General features: G+C 41.2%; 16 protein-coding genes. 11 read left to right on the top strand and 5 right to left on the bottom strand.

The window, feature by feature from the left end; all coding sequences use genetic code 11:
• Positions 1–370: 370 nt before the first annotated feature.
• Genes AAC000_RS14540 through AAC000_RS14520 form a run of 5 tightly spaced genes read left to right on the top strand, consistent with a single transcriptional unit; the run spans position 371 to position 4,034 of the window.
• The gene (locus tag AAC000_RS14540; RefSeq protein ID WP_339723532.1) at positions 371–778 is read left to right on the top strand and encodes a hypothetical protein; all 408 of its coding nucleotides are present in this window, start codon (positions 371–373) and stop codon (positions 776–778) included.
• Entirely contained in the window at positions 765–956 is a 192-nt protein-coding gene (locus AAC000_RS14535; protein ID WP_339723531.1) for a hypothetical protein, read from the top strand. Before AAC000_RS14540 ends, AAC000_RS14535 begins: the two co-directional genes overlap by 14 nt.
• Positions 956–2,569, top strand: coding sequence for an apolipoprotein N-acyltransferase (lnt, locus tag AAC000_RS14530; RefSeq protein WP_339723529.1), 1,614 nt, complete (start codon positions 956–958; stop codon positions 2,567–2,569). Before AAC000_RS14535 ends, lnt begins: the two co-directional genes overlap by 1 nt.
• Positions 2,556–2,813, top strand: coding sequence for an acyl carrier protein (locus AAC000_RS14525; protein ID WP_339723528.1), 258 nt, complete (start codon positions 2,556–2,558; stop codon positions 2,811–2,813). Before lnt ends, AAC000_RS14525 begins: the two co-directional genes overlap by 14 nt.
• Positions 2,814–2,816: 3 nt before the next feature.
• Positions 2,817–4,034: a beta-ketoacyl-[acyl-carrier-protein] synthase family protein gene (locus tag AAC000_RS14520; RefSeq protein ID WP_339723526.1), complete on the top strand. Its 1,218-nt coding sequence runs from the start codon at positions 2,817–2,819 to the stop codon at positions 4,032–4,034.
• A gap of 94 nt (positions 4,035–4,128) precedes the next feature.
• Here the strand turns inward: AAC000_RS14520 and thpR are convergent, their stop codons facing one another.
• Complete coding sequence (thpR, locus tag AAC000_RS14515) at positions 4,129–4,680, bottom strand: RNA 2',3'-cyclic phosphodiesterase (protein ID WP_339723525.1); 552 nt, start codon at positions 4,678–4,680, stop codon at positions 4,129–4,131.
• 85 nt (positions 4,681–4,765) lie between these two features.
• On the opposite strand from thpR, the gene hrpB reads away from it, so the two are divergent.
• The 3 genes from hrpB to AAC000_RS14500 all read left to right on the top strand — a co-directional run bounded on the left by hrpB (position 4,766) and on the right by AAC000_RS14500 (position 11,245).
• A complete protein-coding gene (gene hrpB, locus AAC000_RS14510) occupies positions 4,766–7,228 on the top strand; it encodes an ATP-dependent helicase HrpB (RefSeq protein ID WP_339723523.1) in 2,463 nt (820 codons plus the stop codon).
• Positions 7,228–9,603, top strand: a complete 2,376-nt coding sequence (mrcB, locus tag AAC000_RS14505) for a penicillin-binding protein 1B (protein WP_339723522.1) — start codon at positions 7,228–7,230, stop codon at positions 9,601–9,603. The genes hrpB and mrcB overlap by 1 nt, the downstream gene beginning before the upstream one ends.
• Before the next feature lie 517 nt (positions 9,604–10,120).
• Positions 10,121–11,245 (top strand): nucleoside hydrolase, encoded by a 1,125-nt coding sequence (locus AAC000_RS14500; protein WP_339723521.1) that lies wholly within the window; start codon positions 10,121–10,123, stop codon positions 11,243–11,245.
• A 259-nt stretch (positions 11,246–11,504) separates the two neighbouring features.
• On the opposite strand, the gene AAC000_RS14495 is transcribed toward AAC000_RS14500, so the two are convergent.
• The 4 genes from AAC000_RS14495 to AAC000_RS14480 form a co-directional block, all read right to left on the bottom strand.
• Positions 11,505–12,248, bottom strand: a complete 744-nt coding sequence (locus tag AAC000_RS14495; protein ID WP_339723520.1) for a sulfite exporter TauE/SafE family protein — start codon at positions 12,246–12,248, stop codon at positions 11,505–11,507.
• 90 nt (positions 12,249–12,338) lie between these two features.
• Positions 12,339–14,636: an aminotransferase class V-fold PLP-dependent enzyme gene (locus AAC000_RS14490; protein ID WP_339723519.1), complete on the bottom strand. Its 2,298-nt coding sequence runs from the start codon at positions 14,634–14,636 to the stop codon at positions 12,339–12,341.
• Positions 14,637–15,121: 485 nt separating this feature from the next.
• Complete coding sequence (locus AAC000_RS14485; RefSeq protein ID WP_339723518.1) at positions 15,122–15,835, bottom strand: hypothetical protein; 714 nt, start codon at positions 15,833–15,835, stop codon at positions 15,122–15,124.
• Between the two features lie 181 nt (positions 15,836–16,016).
• Positions 16,017–16,388 (bottom strand): hypothetical protein, encoded by a 372-nt coding sequence (locus AAC000_RS14480; protein WP_339723517.1) that lies wholly within the window; start codon positions 16,386–16,388, stop codon positions 16,017–16,019.
• A gap of 289 nt (positions 16,389–16,677) precedes the next feature.
• On the opposite strand from AAC000_RS14480, the gene glnK reads away from it, so the two are divergent.
• The 3 genes from glnK (at position 16,678) to ggt (ending at position 20,124) form a co-directional block, all read left to right on the top strand.
• Entirely contained in the window at positions 16,678–17,016 is a 339-nt protein-coding gene (gene glnK, locus AAC000_RS14475) for a P-II family nitrogen regulator (protein WP_007622553.1), read from the top strand.
• A 17-nt stretch (positions 17,017–17,033) separates the two neighbouring features.
• Positions 17,034–18,284 (top strand): ammonium transporter, encoded by a 1,251-nt coding sequence (locus AAC000_RS14470; RefSeq protein WP_339723514.1) that lies wholly within the window; start codon positions 17,034–17,036, stop codon positions 18,282–18,284.
• Positions 18,285–18,450: 166 nt separating this feature from the next.
• Positions 18,451–20,124, top strand: coding sequence for a gamma-glutamyltransferase (gene ggt / locus AAC000_RS14465; RefSeq protein WP_339723600.1), 1,674 nt, complete (start codon positions 18,451–18,453; stop codon positions 20,122–20,124).
• The last annotated feature ends 48 nt before the right edge of the window (positions 20,125–20,172 follow it).

Below are 20,172 nucleotides of genomic sequence, written 5' to 3'. Positions count from 1 at the left end.
CTTAACTAGAATTGATGGCATATAGCCTATGTACCAGTTAGATTTTTTGGGTGCCCTCTACTGAGCATGGGGATTAAGAATTGTTTCTGAAACGCCACAAAATGCATCGCTATTAAAATTAGTATATTTCTACTTAAATTCCGGTATATTTCGTCTTTAATTTTATTGAAATGACAAACTTGGCAATTCATATTTGTATGCCTTAAAGATAGAAAATGGATCAAACGAATAAGCTATTTAGAGTTCAGCCCACCAATTTACCGACATGACCTATCTCTTTCGCGAATTGACCTCAATTACTAGATTTGTCCCTCTAGTCTTGTTTCTTATTCTGTTTCAGGCACTGGCTTGGTGGATTAGTCATGGGACAATGACACAAGTAGGAATAGCAAATATTGTTGGTACCTTGTTACGTTTTGTTGATGCCAATGTGGTGATTGAATACAATCAAATTTGGGGTGGTTTAACGGAACGGTATGTTGTTATTGATCATCAATGTACTGGTTTTAGTTTAATAGCAACCTTGTCAGCCATCCTATTTGTATTGCCCATAAATTGGCAAAAAAAAATCACTGGCGTCGTCATTATCATTGTATTTGTGCAATTGGAAAACGTCGTTCGTATTAGTCACTTGTATTATCTAGTGGTCAATAATTCACCAAGCTTTGATTTTTACCATTTGTATCTTTGGCAAGGTGTTAATTTTGTTTACGCGATAGCGTTATTTTTAATAACTTTTAAACTCCTCATACCAAAGGAAAAGAATGAGATCATTTAATACCATTTTACTTGGCTTACTATTATTTTTGCTGTCGCTAAATGTTGTGGCGGGTGGTGCGGGTGGTGGAGGCGCTGGAGATGGAGGAAGTGGATCTTCAGTTCCATTTATCTCACCACTACTGAATATTACCTTGTTGGTGTTTTTAGCATTCCTGGTTTTCCGTCGGAAGAAGTAATGTCTCTAGAGCAAGTTAAGGAGACGGGGCCTACTACAGTAAATTTCTGGCATGAGCAAAAAGATCTTATGCTAGTGTCACTCACTGTTTTATTTTTCTATTTGTCATTCCCAGGTGCTGATCTGCCATACTTTGCATGGATTGCCATAGTTCCTGCCTTATTGGCAATGCAAAGCGCCAAACCAAGACATGCTTTTTTTATCGGATTGTTAGCCGCATTGTTTGGTTGGATGGTGAGCATATGGTGGTCAGTTGAAGGTGTAGCGAAGATCAGCCAAAGTCATCCCAGCACAATACTGCCGATCATATTTTGTTTTTGTATCTATTCTGCTCTGCCTTACGCCCTGTCTAGTTGGTTGTATTGTCGTTTTCAATGGCAGCGCAGTATCCTAGGTGCGTTAAAGTTTGCGACAGTCCTTACTTTATTGGTTAACTATACGCCACAACTTTTACCGGGAAACTTGGCCCATAGTTTGTACATCCAGCCTTCACTCATTCAGTTAGCCGCAATTGGGGGAGTGCCATTAGTTTTTTTTGTCATTCATATCGTCAATGCACTTTTTGCTCACGCCCTATATCTGCAAAAATATAAAATACGGGGAGCAATGCATGCTGTGCTTCTTGCTGTAGCCATTTGTGTCGCCAACGGCTGGTACGGTCACGTACAGTTGCAAAAAAGCCCAATCGAAACGTCATCTAAACAAACATTAAATGTCGCTATCGTTCAACCTAATATTGGTATTGATGAGCGCAGCCGCGAAGATTGGCCGGCAGCACAAGAAAAAATAAATCAACTTATTGAACAAGCAAAAGCACAGCACATTCCTATCGACTTAATAGTGCTGCCTGAAGTGCCGGTACCTATTTCATATCAAAACTATTCATCAGACCGACTTAGTATGAATAATTGGTCTGAAATTGCCGACGTTTTATCTACTAGCATTAGTTTTGATGGACAGAGCTCGTCATTAGAAAAGGCAACTCAGTATTATAATTCCGTCGAACACATCAGCCATCAACGTTTACAAACAAGCTATCACAAACAGCGTTTAGTGCCCTTTGCAGAGTATCTTCCATTCGAGCAGGAGTTACCTTGGTTACGTGATATATTTCCGAATACGCCCAATTATAATCCGGGAACTAACAGTCCTTATATCGAGATAGATAACCAACAAATTAGCACCTCGGTTGTCCCCCTTATCTGTTACGAAGCAGTATTTTCAGGTTTAGTTGGACAGGGGGTCGCGGCAGGGGGAAGTGTCTTGTTAAATGTGGTAAACGATGCATGGTTTGCCGATTTGGCTGGTAAAAAGGTACATTTGGCCCTTTCCCTTTTTCGAGCAGTAGAATATCAAAGGCCATTAGTAAGAGTCACAAACAACGGCATTTCCGGACTTATTAACCACAAAGGAGTATTTGATCCTAACAGTATGCTGAAGTTACATGATGCTAATGTTAAAATTGTGAGAGTTACGCCAATTACCGAAAATACCATCTATCAGCGTTACCCAAGGCTTTTTTTGTTAGTGGCAGTATTGTTCCTGGTGCTCACTATTTTCACGCCATACTTAAGAACAACCTTTAAAAGGAAGTCACAACATGAGCCAATGTAGGACCCAAATCAGAGCAATCTTGCTTGAATATTCAAAACTATCTGAGAATGAAATTAATGATGAAGATGACCTGGAAAACCTTGGCATCGATAGCCTATCTCTAGTTGAAATTATTTTTGACCTAGAAGAAATGTTTGACATAAAAATTCCTGACGAAGCGACCTTGGAAGAAATGAATCTCTCAATGAGTAAAGTCAAAGATATTGAAGAACTGATTACAACCTTACTTGAACAGAAAGCCTAACCCATGACGAGAGTGATAGTGACAGGAATGGGCTGTGTTTCGTCGCTGGGAATGGATTGTATCGAGCTTGAACAGGCTCTTTTCGCAAAAGAGTGCGCCTCAGATCCCACTGAAATAAGTTTGTTTACATCTAAAAAAGTGGTGACGAAAGTGGCCGCTGAAGTTAAGAATTATGCCCCTGCTTCACATTTTAGTGCCTTGGAGTTAAAACAATTAGATCGTTATAGTCAATTTGCGTTAATTGCCACAGCAGAAGCTATTAAACTAGCCAAGCTTGGTGACTTATACTCATTTGGTACACGAGCCGCCGTTGTATATGGCAGTGGTGTGGGTGGCCAAACCACGATAGAAGAATCTTACAAGCAACTGCATTTGGAAGGCAAATCTCGTGTTCACCCCTTTACGGTGCCAAAACTAATACCCTGTGCAGCCGCAAGCCAAATCTCCATGAAATACGGCATTACAGGCCCTGCATTTGCAACTACATCGGCCTGCGCCTCGGCCGGTCACGCCATAGCCATGGCGGCGATGATGATACGATCCAATCTGATAGATATTGCCATTGTTGGTGGCGCTGAAGCTTGTATTACAGAAGGCAACTTTCTAGCTTGGGAAGGTTTGCGAGTATTATCCCCTGACTTATGCCGACCTTTCTCTAAAGGTCGTTCAGGTCTTATCATTGGCGAAGGTGCCGGCACGCTTATTTTAGAGTCTGAGCAACATTGTCTCTCGCGAGGGGCTCAGGGGATCGCTGAGTTATCGGGTATAGGGATGAGCTCAGATGCTCATAATTTGGTGCAACCCCATGTAAATGGCGCGACCTCATCAATGCAGGCATGCCTAGAAGATGCAAAAATGTCACCTGAAGACATTCAATATATTAACGCCCATGGCTCTGGAACAAAACAAAACGATCTCACTGAAACCCAAGCAATCCACCGGGTGTTTGGCGAGCACGCTAGACGTTTATCCGTTTCATCAACAAAATCTCAGCATGGACATGTGCTTGGTGCAGGTGCGGCAATAGAAGCAATAGCCACAATTTTAGCCTTAACAAAACAAACTCTGCCCGCTACCCGACATTACTTGGGGCCAGACCCTGCATGTGACTTGGATTATGTCATCAACTGCCCTAGGCCTGCATCGGTAACCGCTGCATTAAGTAACTCATTTGCCTTTGGTGGTCTAAATACTTCTTTGGCATTTAATGGACTGATTTAAATACAGCGGCTATCAACAGAAATTGATGGCAATTGAATGGGATTAAGAAGTGGAAATTTGAGGTGAATAGCAGTCTCTCAAAATCTAAAATGAACTAGTTAACCTGATGTGACGGTTTCTTCTCAATGTCTGCATCTAAGTGCCAAGATTCTAGAATGGGGTAATACACACCTTGGGAACTGGATTTTGATTCAAACAAATGAAACTGATCTACATGCCAATGGAAATTTGCAGGCACAAGTGGGGCGGGCGGTTTAATTTTGCATTTTCTCGCTAAGGTCAAATGCGCCACGTATTCTTGTTGCTGAAGTTGCAGGCCAGACTTTTTGGCTATTTGATGAACTTGCTTGGCAAGTGTTAGGTGTTCGTTAGCGGTTTGTCGGCAGCCTAACCAAAACGCCTTAGGTTTTGACCAATAACCCAGATGCGTGAGTGAAACGTCAAAGGCTGATATTCTGGGCATTTTGTCAATGAGTTGCTTTATTGCAACCAGTTGTTCAATGGATACATTACCCAAAAATGCCAAAGTGATATGAAAGTTTGCTTTAGGAACTGGAGCATGTAAACCGGGAAAGGCTTTATTACGCCAATCTTCAATGGCCAATTTAGTCTCGGCGTGTGGTGCTAAACCCAAAAATGCCCGCATACTGCTACCCCTTATGTTTGTTATCATCTTGAATAGATATTTTACGCACTTGTGCGTAGTCACCTTAACTGCAAAGAGATTTCATTTGTTACCTGTTGAACATATTCTAGCATCGCTTCACAAACAACTGATTGACGGTGATGCCATTGTTGTGGCGCCTCCCGGCGCGGGAAAGTCTACCTGCCTGCCATTGTCATTGCTCAAATTAACTGTATTTAAAGATAAAAAAATCATCTTATTACAACCTAGGCGTATTGCTGTTCGAAATATTGCCGCCTATCTGTCAAGCCAATTAGGTGAACCTGTTGGGGAAACTATAGGTTACCGAATTAGAGGTGAAGTTAAAGTAAGCGCTAACACACGTATTGAGATAGTCACCGAAGGTATCCTAACTCGAATGTTGCAAAACCAACCTGAATTACCTGATGTAGGTTTAGTCATATTTGATGAATTCCATGAACGCAGTGTACATGCCGATTTTTCTCTTGCGTTGTGTCTAGAGGTACAACAAGCACTGCGAGAGGATCTACGTTTGTTAGTGATGTCAGCCACACTTGATGTCGCAGCCCTACAACAATTATTACCCGCAGCAAAATTGTTAGAGTCAGAAGGTAAAAGTTACCCAGTAGAGATTGTTTATCAGCCAGACAATTCGAACTTACCTTTGTTTGAAAAAGTGAGTCGCCTGGTTATACAAGTGTTTCCTAAACATCAGCATGACTGTTTGGTGTTTCTACCCGGAGCCTTTGATATCAATAAAACCGCAATACGTCTAAGTCAACACTTTGAAGCTGAGGTGGAAGTCTTAAAGTTGTTCTCTGAATTGTCCAAAAATGAACAGCAGCGAGCGTTATTGCCCCACCCTCACGGGAAACGAAAAATTGTCTTAGCCACTAATATCGCTGAAACTAGTTTAACCATTGAAGGAATTGAAATGGTTATCGATAGTGGTATTGAGAAGAAAGCCAATTTTCAGCTAAATCGCGGTATCACACACCTACAAAACCAAAAAATATCTCAAGCCTCTGCTACGCAACGGGCTGGTCGAGCTGGGCGTTTAACGGCGGGTACCTGTTACCGTTTGTGGAGTAAAGAGCAACAGGATCGCCTAAGCAAACAAAGTACACCTGAGATCCTGCAGAGTGATATGAGCAGTTTTATTTTAGAAAGTGCCGTTTGGGGGGCGGATGTTAAGGATCTAGCATTGTTGGACCATCCCAATGATGCGCAGTTATCCCAAGGTTTTGCTCTTTTACGTCAGCTTGAATTATTCGATGACCACAAAACCCTCACAGCATTAGGTCGCAAAGCCCATGCTTTGGGCTGCCACCCTAGCATCGCTGTGATGCTAATTAAAAGCGCCAAGATGAGTCAAGAACACCTCAGTATGGCCTGTGCTTTAGCTGCATTAATTGAAAATAAAGATCCCATGGCCAGGACAAACAATGGAGCAAGTTTGTCGGCAAGATTGCATTTTGTATTACAGCAAAAGAATCATGTTATTTGGCAAACGATCCGCCAGTGGCATTCAAAATTGGCATCTAAACTTTTAGCTTGGCCAATCGAGGATACGGCTGTGTTGGTAGGTTATGGGTATCCACAATGGTTAGCAAAGCAAAGAAAAGATGAACGATATCAGCTCGTTAATGGAAGTGGTGCGGTGTTGTATCATGACGACGCGTTAACCACCCAAAGTTGGTTGGCAATCGCAACTATGCAAACCAGTGATAGACAACAAGATAATGCACAAATCCTTTATGCTGAGTCGATAACGCTGTCACAAATTGAGCAGTATTTTGATTATTTGGTTGAGAAAAAAGAGCGGGTGCACTGGGATGATAAAAATCACAGAATAGTCTCAGAACTGCAAAAGACCTTGGGTAGGATTGTCATTGATAAACAGCCAATCAAAAGACCTTCCCAGCAGCATATTCTTGCTATTTGGCAAGATGTCATTCGTGAAAAAGGTATGGCAAGTCTGCCATTCAATGAAGAGGTGCAACAACTTATCTTTAGGGTACAACTTGCAGCAGGTTTTTCTGGAGCAATGGCCTTCCCTGATTTTAGTGAAGCTGGATTACTCAATTCTATTGATCGCTGGCTTATGCCCTATTTGGTCGATAGCTTAACTTGGCAACAATTGTCTCAATGTCATTTTCTGCAACAACTATCGAGTGAATTAGACTACGCACAACAACAATATTTGAACAAAGAATTTCCTAAGCGATTAGCCTTACCTAGTGGCAGAAGCGGGCAGTTAACTTATTCCTCTGATAAAACCGTGACCTTATCGGTACGTATGCCTGAACTTTATGGCTGGAAAATACACCCATCTGTAGCGCAGCAGCAATTTCCCGTTACTGTTGAGTTACTCTCTCCTGCTGGCCGACCCATACAAACCACTCAAGATTTGCCGAGATTTTGGCAAGGCAGCTACAAAGAGGTACAAAAAGAAATGAAAGGCCGTTATCCTCGACACTACTGGCCAGATGATCCGGCCAATGCCCAAGCCACAACGCGCACTAAAAAAAGAATGAGCAGTCAATAATGAGTAAAATTCCCGCAGATAAACGTAAAGCAACAAAAACAGCAGCTGCGAAGTCTACATCTAAGTCCGCGTCAAAGGTCTCAATTTGGAAAAGGCTCAATCCCTTCCGTTGGGTTGTTCGCCATTGGGCTAAGTTATTGTTCATTTTTATCTTAGTGATAGGTGCTTATGGGGTATACCTAGATGCCCAAATAAGCGCTAAATTTGCAGGCAATAAATGGCAAGTGCCCGCTCAAATTTATGCTCGACCGATGTTTTTGAGGGTAAAACAAGAAATAAGCATCAAAGAAATTGAAGAAGAATTACAACTATTGGGCTATCGAAAACTTGCTCGTGCTGACAGTTCTGGTGAATACCAAGTCTTGGGTAATCGTATCCGTATTCAAAGGCGTCAGTTTGATTTTTCTCATGGCTCGGAGGATTTGCGCTACGTTGAGATAACCATCAAAAATCAACGTATAGAGCAAATCCAAGATTTAAGTAGTGGTTACGCAATCACCAATATTTCTCTAGAGCCATGGCTTGTGACTCGCTTAGTCAGTAGCGGTAGAGAAGACCGTATGTTAGTGCAAATTAACAATGTTCCGGCTATTTTGACTCAAGCCTTAGTGGCTGTAGAGGATAAAGATTTTTATCAGCACTTTGGGGTAGCACCACTTTCGATCTTACGGGCGTTAATGGCCAATATTTCTGCGGGGCGCACCGTTCAGGGCGGCAGCACATTAACCCAGCAACTCGTGAAAAATCTGTTTTTAACCCGTGAAAAATCTTTAGTACGTAAAGCTAAAGAAGCGCTGATGGCACTTATCATAGAAATTAGATATAGCAAGGATGTGATCTTAGAGGCCTATTTAAACGAAGTGTTTTTAGGTCAAAACGGTGACACTGGCGTTTATGGTTTTGGTTTAGCCAGTTATTTTTATTACGATCGCCCTTTGAACGAGTTAAGCATCGACGAAATTGCAACCTTAGTGGGGATAATCAAAGGACCTTCCTATTACAACCCACGTAAATATGCTGAGCGAGTGATAGAAAGACGCAACATAGTATTACGTTTGATGTTTGAAAATAATCAATTAACACCCAACGAATATCAAGACTTAGTTAAGTTGCCTATAAAACTTGCTACTGGCGCCAGCTTGAAAAAAGACAAACATCCGGCCTTTATGGATCAAGTACGCCGCGAGCTGAGGCTGGTGTTAGATAATCCAGATATTCGCCAGTCAGGCTTAAAAGTGTTTACTACTTTAGATTCGAACGCTCAGGTCAAGGCCGAGCGTGCTGTTTCAAAAGGCGTCGCAGTACAGGAAAAAAGACTAGGCAAGAGCGGATTTGAAGCAGCCATGATAGTGACCGATATTGATTCTGGAGAAATTCGTTCGATTGTAGGGGGGCGCAATACTGATTATGCTGGTTTTAATCGGGCGCTGGATGCTAAACGCTCTATTGGCTCTTTGATCAAACCCGCTATCTACCTTACAGCACTAGAGCAGGCCGCAGACTATAATTTAGCCACTCATCTAAAAGACGAACCCATAAAACTCAAAAGCACCTATGGCAAGATGTGGGAGCCACAAAACTCAGATAAAAAATTCCGAGGAGAAGTGCCTTTATTAACCGCTTTGAGTCGGTCATTAAATGTGCCCACTGTTACATTGGGTATGAACCTAGGCTTGGGGAGTATTGCCGATACGATCTGGCGCTTAGGGGTAGAAGAAGAACTCGAGTTGTATCCCGCTCTCACTTTGGGGGCAGTTAACTTTTCACCATTACAGGTGAATCAGATGTATCAAACCATTGCCAATAATGGTCGTTATATACCTTTGCATGCTATTACCGCCATTATGTCGCCAGATAACAACTTATTGTGGAACTTTGATGTAGCTGAAGAGCAGCGAGTAGACGAGCAGGCTACTTATTTACTGAATTATGCTTTGCACAAGGTCACATTGGAAGGTACTGCAAAAGCCATTCGCACAACCTTTCCTGATATTAATATGGCAGGAAAAACTGGGACCACTGACGATTATCGCGATAGTTGGTTTAGTGGTTTTGACAAAAATATTTTAGTCACTAGCTGGATTGGCAAAGATAACAACCAGCCTGTTAATTTAAGCGGTGCAAGTGGGGCAATGCAGTTGTTTATCGCATATCAGCAACAACAAGAGCCGAAGTCTTTGGTGCGACGTTTCCCTGAAGGCTTGGGCATTGCGCATTTTGATAATGCAACCGGACATTTAAGTAAAGCCGGGTGTACCGACACCTATAGTGTGCCTGCCATCACTGATGCTTTACCACCGGTGCCTAAAAAGTGTTTGGGCGAGTCCACTGTACCAGATAAACCAAAAAGTTTGTGGGAGCGGATTTTTGGTTAAGAGCAGAATACGCAAAGTGAGGCAGAATATAGCAGAGAGTGCAGTGAATCCCAGGCGTGAGCATATAAACGGTGATAACAAAAGTAACGACTAAGCTTTCTAAAACTCTTTCAGTGTTGTTATTAACTAATAGTCTCTGGAAATATTACATGGCAAAAGAATTTGTCTGAATGAAATCAAGAATATAAGTAATCATTTAATTCTATTCTGTAACTTCATTGTATATGGTCTAAAACGGGGCAGTCCCATCGTCTCTAAATTTAGGTTGGCATTTTGATTGCGTAGAATTTAATGTAGTAGCTTAATTGAATTCGTAATTATTATTATTCTAAATAAGTACGGGATATGCACCAAAACAATACTAATATTGACTAAATGGTCAATAGTGGTGAATGTAATCTAAAAGTTTGAAGTAAACCTTCACATAAAATCACTTAATAAACAGACACTTAATACTATATTCTTCAATGGTCTAATTGTTGCGTTGCCTGTACAAATACTCAAATAGTGGAACACAATGGTTTATCAATCTAGTTACAAACAAATACTCAATACTGCATTTATTTTGGTAGGTCTACTATCAGGTGTAGCCATTACCAGTGGGACAGCTTTGGCCAACAAAGCTAAAGTTATAGTTGATCAAGACGCCTTTGAAGGCCCTGGATTTCAACCAATTTTGATGATAATGAATTCACCTGAAGTTGAGTTGTTGGGAATTACCATAGTAAGTGGTGACGGTTGGCAGGCAGAAGAAACGTCACGTACCTTACGTATGCTTGAACTGGTGGAGCGAACCGAAATTCCCGTTGCGGCAGGTGCCACATACCCTTTAATCAACAATAAAAAAATGGCCATACGCCGTGATGCTTTGTACGGAAAACCAGGCTACAAAGGAGCTTGGACAGAGAAATGGCCAGCCAATGACCATATGGTTAGAGCTGACTTTCATGAAGCTGATGTTATCCCTGACTTTCCAGAAGGCGCTCCGAAATTAAAGCCTTATTCAAGTCACGCAGCCCAGTTTCTAATTGAGCAAACTCGACTATACCCCGGTGAAATTACTATTATAAGCATGGGTCCACTAACGAATCTGGCATTGGCCCAACGCTTAGACCCAAGTTTTGCTTCACGGGTTAAAGAAGTAATAATGTTAGGAGGGTATTTCAACCTAGATCTTTCTGCAGAGCATGGCGTCTTTACTAGTCAGGTTGCCTACGCACCACGTACAACATTTAATCAGGCTTGGGATCCGGAAGCCGCTTGGATAGTTCATCACAGTCCTTGGCAAAAACTTACGTTAGTTAGTGATGATACTTCTGTGGGGTTATTTAGCTCACCTGAAATGCTAGAAACAATCAAGAGCTCTAAGACGCCTGTTGCAAATTATGTAACTCGTTTCGCCCAGCCGGGATTTCAGTTATGGGATGAAGTTGAGTCAGCAATTTTTCTGGAACCCGACATAATTTCTGTAACAGCTAAGATGTACATCAGTATTGATATCAACCAAGGTCCTAATTACGGTTCTATCATAACTTGGCCTGAAGGTCGCAATCCGGAGCTGGGTGAACAACTAGTTAATGTTGTATTTGAAGTTGACAGAGAGAAAGTAACGAATATGTTTGTAGATTTATTAAGTAAGTAAATGGTCTAGTTAACTTGAATTAATTTGCGATATAGAAGAGTTTTTAATCACTTATCGACTCAGTTGGTTGGGTAAGAAAGTGTAATCTCTAGTCTCTTTTCACAACAACAAAGCAGGTTGAACTTACACCTAATAGTGAGCCTGCCATCACTGATGCTTTACCTCCGGTGCCTAAAAAGTGTTTGGGCGAGTCTACTGTGCCAGATAAACCGAAAAGTTTGTGGGAGCGGGTTTTTGGTTAAGAGTTGGCAAATCTTAATCAGTAATTTTGACTAAATATGAAGATTGCCATTATGGTTAAAAATACGCCAAAAGCATTTTTGATTTTTTGCTGAGGTAATTTCATCGCAAAATATTGACCTATTACACTGCCCGCAATACCTATAAGTGATATTAGGATAATTGTGGGCCAATCTAATAGCTGATTATTTTCTTGAAGAATAGCGTGATATTTAATAAATCCCGATCCTGAATTGATTGCTATTATTAGCAAACTAGTAAAGATGGCTTGACTCATTACTATTCCTCCCAATAAAACTAGGGCAGGAACAATTAAAAAACCACCTCCAACACCAACAAATCCAGTCAGTAATCCAACACCAATACCTTGCAATACGGTTAACAATCGATTCAGTTTGTTAGTCGGTTGTACCTGCAAAGTTCGAAATATTTTCCATGCAGCCGTAAGCATTACCATTGCCAATACTATTACCTGTGTTGAGCCTGAAACAAAGTTGCTACCCCAAGCTCCAATGTAGGCGCTGATCATACTGGGACCACCAAAATATATGACCAGTGTCCAATTGACCATTTTTCGCTTTATCCCTATTAAAGCTGTTGTCGCACTGATAGTACCAACAATAACCAAAGCACTGGCTATCGCTACTTTTTCAGAATAACCCAAACCATAAATTAGCATCGGTACCGTTAATATTGCACCGCCTGATCCTAAAATACCTAGGCTCAGGCCAATAAAGCTTGCTCCAATTAACACAATCAACATTTAAACAACTCTTAGTGATACTAATAATTAGATTTGTAAGTGACTTTAAATCTGTCGCCAGCAGACTCACCGTGGCTTTATAGTAGAGATTTAATATTGATGTAAGGCATAGCCACCTTTCAAATGCCCTACCTGTTCAAACCCTAAGCGGAGCAATGCTTGAGCCGCTAATTGTGAACGGCTTCCACTTCGACAAACCAATACTAGTGGTTGTTGTTTATTATGCTGATGCTGCTGAACAAAATCGACTAGTCGAGTCAGTGGTACATTGTTTTCGAAATTTTCATCGTGTTGTAATGCGTATTCGTGAGGCTCACGAAGATCAATTAACTTAATATTATTAGGTTGTTCTAAGGCCTTAGCCAAACTGCGACTAGTATATTCATGGGCCGAATTTTGTTGGCATGATCCTAGTAAGGCACCACACATAATTTCACTACCTGATTGGTCGACAATATGTGTATCCATGATTCTTTTCTGAACGGAGAATTTTTCAATATTTATTTCATTTGCTATAACTTGTGCAAGTAATGAGTTACGAGATACTTCTGCTGAAATACTGGTGGTGAACTCATTATTATAATCATGGCTTGGACAAATAAGGCTTTGTGGGCCAATAAGGGAATTCAAAAGCTGTAAACTGGTATACATTGCCGCTGCACAACTGGTTGAAAAATTTGTTCTGCCGAGACTGTCCATTAAAATTAAATCTCCGCAAAATGCATAATGAACAACCAATTCTTCTGTTGATGCTTTAACTGGATCACAAAGTAATAGACTCATACTGTCGCTGGTATGTCCTGGCGTGTTTACTTTTACTAACCATTTGTCGCCTAAGTTAATGTAAGGGTAACTTTTACCGTTAATGTTGTTTGTTTTTGAATTAACTGGCCATCCTAGAAAATCTGTTTGTTGCTGGGGTAAATAGTCATTTGCAAGGGTTGTTCTACAAGAGGGATGATCGGCATGGCCATGAGTGTCGATAACGGCAATTAAGCTAAGGCCTTGGCAGCTCAATAAAATTTTTAGGCGCTCTGTTAACTCGGGTAGTGGATCTATAAATATGGCTGTTTTAGTTTTTCTATCCACATATAACCAGCTGCAACTGCCTCCCACTTTAAACTGTACAAGACCTTTTAGTTCTGTTTTGTCGGCGATAATATTTGTGTCTGTGGTTAAACAGCTTTGCCCTAACGCTTTAGCTGCAAATACTATTCGATCACAAGCAAGGTCAACTTCCTGTTGAGTCATAGCTGGTCCAAAAGACATTCTAATAGCTGATTCACTTTGCCATACAGGAAGTCCCATAGCGTCCAATACAAAGCTTCTGGTGACTTTTGAGCTACAAGCCGATCCTGAACTGACTCGAATATTCGCTGCGTCGAATAGATCCATGATTTCTTTAGAGCTAAAGCCAGGGATCGCAAAATTGATGGTTGTCGGTACTGAATTTTCGAAACTATGATTAAACACAATGTGAGGAAACGCGAGGGTTAAGGCCGCTGCAATTTGCTTGCGAAATAGGTGGAGAGTGTTTAAAGGGGTAAAGGTGTGCTGAGTCTCGCCGTTTAGCATGCTAAAAATCACATTTAATGCCGCTAACCCTGGTAAATTTTCAGTTCCTGAACGTAATCCACTTTCTTGGCCGCCACCGGCAATAAATGCTGTAAATGGCGTATTTTCTTTGACGTAAATAAAACCAACACCCTTTGGAGCATAAAGTTTATGGCCACTAAATGGCGCATAATCAATACTGGTTTTTGCCAAGTCCATATTGGTTTTGCCTAATGCTTGCACACAATCAACCATCCATGCGGTATGACTATTATTGGCACGTATGGTCTGGTCTAGTAAATCGATGTCTTGGCAAACTCCGGTTTCGTTGTTAACAGCCATGGTACAAATCATTAAAGCATTGGGTACTTCTCGTGCTATAAAGTCCATATCAAGTTGACCCATTTCATTCACTGGAATGGCTTTTACCTCAGCGTTTATTTCAAGAATTTTGTTCCAGTGTTTGAGTGATTCAGGGACTGCTTTATGTTCTGTTGCACCATACAGAAGGCAATATTTCTTTTTGTTATCAAGTGTTTTTTTCGCATCATATAACGCCGATAAAATGGCAGTTTGAATACCTTCAGTAGCGCCACTGGTAAATATAATTTTACCGTCACCTGCACCAATAACGCGTCTAGCTTGTTGGCGGGTATCTTCAATTATTTGTTTTGCCTGTAATCCAGTTACATGACTGCTGCTGGGATTGCCAAAGAGTGTTTCCATGGTTGATAAAGCTGCCTTAGCAGCTTCAGGTAAAACCTGAGTCGTAGCGTTTGCATCTAAATAAATTAGGCTAAGTGGTTGCTTTGGGTTTGTAGGTATTCTAATCATAAAACGCTCTCAACTTATCGTGTAGTTCGCCGCTGTAAACGGCAAAGATGTAACACATTAAAAAAGTAAGCGAATTTTTTCACGTTAAGTAAGGTTTTATTTTGCGTATTATCCTTTTAGAATCTCATTTGCTAGTAATTAATTCCTTAATCGTTAGATTTGTTGGAAGTAAATTTTACGTGTCTCTAAATGGATGTGAGATTTGTTCTAGATCACCTTTGGGATAGGTTTAAGTTATGCACGCTATGGATAATTAAAGTAAAACTAAAAGGCTCTTTAGTGTGTTGGCAACTTTAGTATTATAAATCTCTGCAATGCCTAAAAACACTTTTGGTGAATCCTCAGTGGCAGAGAATTTTAAAGGTTTTTTTGGGGGAATATTTGGTTAAGGGCCTAGCCTGAAGTCGTGGCCTTATGCGGCTTGATTGTGAATTCAAATTTAAGCAATACACCTAGGCAGAATGAGAAAACGTCCCACACATCAGCTAATTTTTTATTACTACAGATTGTGGCCTTTTTTTGTTTTTTTGTTGATGTTGACTGGGTAAGTGCGATGTTTTATTTATCCTGTCTTGGATGAAACCTGTGATGGGAGGGGGTTTTGAACAGTCAATCTGGGCCCCTAAAAAACCTAACACAACAGCAGTTGTTTGTTTGCTGGCACTACTGCAATCTGCACGGACTTTTAAGCTGTCTCTGAGCTTTTCATCTTCGGTCATAAAAGGGTTTTGTACTTCACTATTTATGTCAGGGGAGTTTTTACGATTTTGATAGTTCCGCGAAGCTTGTTCTGCCACTCTATTTTGTTGCAGTTGTTGAAAGCTGTTTAGATGGCGCCTCACCATGCTTGATGCGGAAGAGCTCATTTCTGCATTGTCTAAAGGTAGGGTCTCTTTATCAGAAATAATAATGTCAGTAACCTTATCATTTAGTTCGGTTTCTTGTGGTAGCGTTTCTTCGGGTTTAGGTTTAGGCAATGAGAGTGGCGGGAGTTGTATCTCCGGCTCTACAACAGGTTCAATTAGACTCTCTTCAGGTGGTTCAGCAACAGGCACCTTTTTTTGTGGCTCAACGGGTTGAGGTGTTTCATCTTCAATGACTTCAACTGATTCTTTTGGGAGAGGGGGTAAATCAAATACTAAGGTTGCTTGAATGATGTTTGGCTTTTTTGCAGGCGAGTCTAATACTGAAGGAAACATAACCGACTGAGCTACAACATATATTACTATCAGGTGCGCAAAAACTGATAAGAATAGAAACTTGTTTCTTTTAAACACTGATGCTCGCGCATGCCCTTGATAAAAGTTTAGGATTTTATAGAGTACCCTGTATTGGATTAGTTCAAAATAGCAATAATACTTAAAGCCAATAGGGGTGAGCTTATAATGAACTCAGTACTTTTAGTGCCTCATCTCTAGCGTCTTTAATAACTACTTCGGACTGGCTATCAGAAAATATACTTTTAGTGACTTTTTCCAACACACCCCGTTCGTTTTCATTAACAGCCACCGCAATGTTTAGTTTACCTAGGTTTTCCAAGGCCATCTTTCCCAGCATAGTAATAGCAACGGCATCTTCAGCCGTTAACGAAACGCCGCTAATGTTGGTGTAGTCGATTAGAATTTTTTTATAGTGATTGACTACCTCTATGTAATCTTTGCTTTGAAACATAAACATCAAATCTAAGGAGTTAAGGTTGCCCTTTATGGTGATGCAAGCAATGTTTTCTGTAATGGATATGTCGTATTGCATTTTTTATCCCTTGGATTTTTTGGGGGAACAATAAACCACAATAGAGAATTTCGCACTGATATTTTTTCCAAGGGGAGTGATTGTGTTCGTCTAAAATAGCCTGTTTTAGCAGCATGCACCAAGTTGATCCCATTTTTGATGGTTGCACCAAAGAAACGCAATAAAATGTAACAATTCACACTCTCAACTGTTTAACACTTTGATTTTATTAGTAAAAAAATATGGCATAGGACTTGTTGTAGTTCTGGCAATTACTTGCAACACATAACAATAAACTGGGAGCTACACCATGAAATTAGTTACTGCGATCATCAAGCCATTTAAGCTTGATGATGTGCGAGAAGCCATCTCCGAAATTGGCATTGACGGTCTGACTGTCACAGAAGTGAAAGGCTTTGGTCGTCAAAAAGGTCACACCGAATTATACCGTGGCGCGGAATATCAAGTGGACTTTTTACCAAAAGTGAAACTTGAAGTTGCTGTCCAAGATGATCACGTCGAGCGTTTAGTGGAAGCCATTGTTGGCGCAGCTAAAACCGGCAAAATTGGTGACGGTAAAGTATTCGTGTATGACTTAGAGCATGCCGTTCGTATTCGTACTGGTGAAACAGATGGCGAAGCCATTTAGATTTTAGGAGAGGAACCGTGGAAATTACTTTTGAATTGGGCTACGCCCTAGATACATTTTACTTTTTGATATGCGGCGCGCTAGTCATGTGGATGGCCGCTGGTTTTACTATGCTCGAAGCGGGTTTAGTTCGTGCTAAAAACACTACCGAAATTTTAACCAAAAACGTTGCCTTGTATTCGATTGCTTGCATCATGTACATGGTATGTGGTTATTCAATTATGTACGGCGGTGGTGATTTTACCATGTTCTTAAGTGGTATCACTGCTGATGGCGCAACAGGTGTGGCTGAAGATGCTGCAACTTACGCTCCTTCTGCTGACTTTTTCTTCCAGGTGGTATTTGTTGCAACAGCTATGTCTATTGTTTCAGGCGCGGTTGCTGAGCGTATGAAGCTTTGGGCTTTCTTAGCCTTTACTGTTGTACTAACAGGCTTTATCTATCCAATGGAAGGTGCTTGGACTTGGGGTGGAGAAGCAGTATTTGGTATGTACACGCTAGGTGACCTTGGATTCTCTGACTTTGCTGGTTCAGGCATTGTGCATATGGCTGGTGCTTCAGCGGCTTTAGCTGGTGTAATACTACTAGGTGCTCGTAAAGGTAAATATACTGCTGATGGGAAAGCACATGCGATTCCAGGTTCTAACTTACCACTTGCCACTTTAGGTACATTCATTTTGTGGATGGGCTGGTTTGGATTCAACGGCGGTTCTGTTTTAGCGACTGCAAGTGTTGAAAGTGCTAATAGTGTAGCAGTTGTATTTATGAATACTAACGCTGCCGCGGCTGGTGGTTTAGTTGCTGCGCTTATCCTAGCCCGCATCTTGTTTAAGAAAGCAGACCTTACTATGGCATTAAATGGTGCCTTGGCTGGTCTAGTTGCAATTACTGCTGAACCTTCTACACCTTCACCTCTACAAGCTACTTTGTTTGGCGCTTTAGGTGGCATCTTAGTTGTGTTTAGTATCATTGCTCTTGATAAAGCTAAGATTGATGATCCAGTTGGCGCTATCTCAGTTCACGGTGTAGTAGGTTTATTAGGTTTATTACTTGTTCCTGTTACTAACCCTGATGCTGCGACATTTAGTGGTCAGTTAATTGGTGCGGCTACTATCTTTGTTTGGGTGTTTGGTACTAGCTTCATAGTCTGGGCAATCATTAAAGCCGTCATTGGTATTCGTGTAACAGATGAAGAAGAGTTTGAAGGTGTTGATATGAGTGAGTGTGGTTTAGAAGCTTACCCTGACTTCACTACTTCACGTTCTTAATAAAAATGGTATTCTAAAATCTGATATTTAGAATATTAAAAAACTTGAAGCCTCGCTAAATGCGGGGCTTTTTTATGAGTATAACTAATAGAGCACTGCTTCAAATCAGAGTATCCTAATAACACTATTAATTGTTAATCCGTGGCTAATGAAAATATCTATAGTAATGAGTATGTTGACTTTGGTTTTCGCTAGTTCTTCTAGTGTTGCTTACGACCGAATTACAGGCGAACCTTTTGCCTCCCGTTCAGAAGTGATAGCGCAAAATGCTATGGTGGCGACTAGCCAACCATTAGCCACACAAGTCGCCTTAGACATCCTAAAACAGGGCGGCAATGCCATAGATGCAGCTATTGCGGCTAATGCGATGTTAGGTTTAGTTGAACCAACAGGCAGTGGTATAGGAGGGGATTTATTTGCCATTGTTTGGGATGCTAAAACCCAGAAGTTATATGGACTCAATGCATCAGGGCGCTCACCAAAGTCACTCACCCTTGAACATTTTGGGTTACAGGGACTAGACCATATTCCATCCCATGGACCTTTACCTGTATCTGTTCCTGGAGCGGTAGATGGTTGGTTTGAACTACATGCTAAGTTTGGCAGCTTGCCCATGACCAGTATTCTTTCGCCTAGTATTGAATACGCAAAAAAGGGCTTCCCTGTGAGTGAGTTAATCGCTTATTACATGCAGCGAAGTGCGCCTAAACTGAGTGAGTTTGCAGGTTTTAAAGATACATATATGCCAAATGGCAAGGCACCAGTTAAAGGTCAGATATTTCAGAATAAAGGATTAGCAGTGACCTATGAAAAAATAGCCACTGGGGGGCGAGACGTTTTTTATAAAGGGGATATTGCCCGCTCTATCGCTGCTTACATGAAAGAACAAGGAGGTTTTTTAAGTTACCAAGATTTAGCCAGTCACACCTCAGAGTGGGTAGAGCCTGTTTCTACCAATTATAAAGGGTACGATATTTGGGAATTACCGCCTAACGGTCAGGGAATCGCAGCGTTACAAATTTTGAATCTGCTTGAACAGTTTGATGTTGAAGGTATGGGTTTTGGCTCTGAGCAGTATGTGCATACCTTTGTTGAAGCAAAAAAGCTGGCGTTTGAAGACCGCGCCAAATATTACGCCGATCCTGCCTTTAATGATATTCCGGTTGATTGGCTGATCTCAAAAGAATACGCCCAGAAGCGCCGTAAGTTAATCGACACCACCACCGCCGCTAAACGGTTTGATGCTGGATTAAATGATGGAGATACCATTTATCTCAGCACTGCTGATAAAGACGGTAATATGGTGTCCCTCATTCAAAGTAACTATCGTGGCATGGGATCGGGTATGACACCCACAGGTTTAGGCTTTATGCTGCAAGACCGAGGCGAGTTGTTTAGTTTACAAAAAGGGCATTTTAATGTGTATGCCCCTAATAAACGCCCTTTTCATACGATTATTCCTGCATTTATTACTCGAAATGGTCAACCTTGGGTGAGTTTTGGTGTGATGGGAGGAGGAGCACAACCACAAATGCATGCACAGATTGTGGTGAACTTAATTGATTTTGGAATGAATTTACAAGAAGCGGGTGATGCACCTCGTATATTGCATTCTGGTTCAAGCCAAGCAACTGGTAAAATCATGACAGACGGTGGTTATGTCAGTTTGGAGTCTGGGTTTGATACTAAAGTGAAAAGAGAGTTGCTTAAGAAAGGGCATAAGCTACGGGATACAGTGGGAGCATATGGGGGATATCAAGCTATTATGCGTGATCCTCAAACAGGGGTATATTATGGCGCGTCTGAAAGTCGTAAAGATGGGCAAGCAGCGGGCTATTAGTGTGTAATTAAAGTGCATTGGAGAAAATAACATTACTGTTAATATGCG

This window comes from uncultured Paraglaciecola sp., from assembly GCF_963977085.1.
Taxonomy (GTDB): Bacteria; Pseudomonadota; Gammaproteobacteria; order Enterobacterales; family Alteromonadaceae; genus Paraglaciecola.
This window is presented reverse-complemented; position numbering and strand designations above follow the sequence as displayed.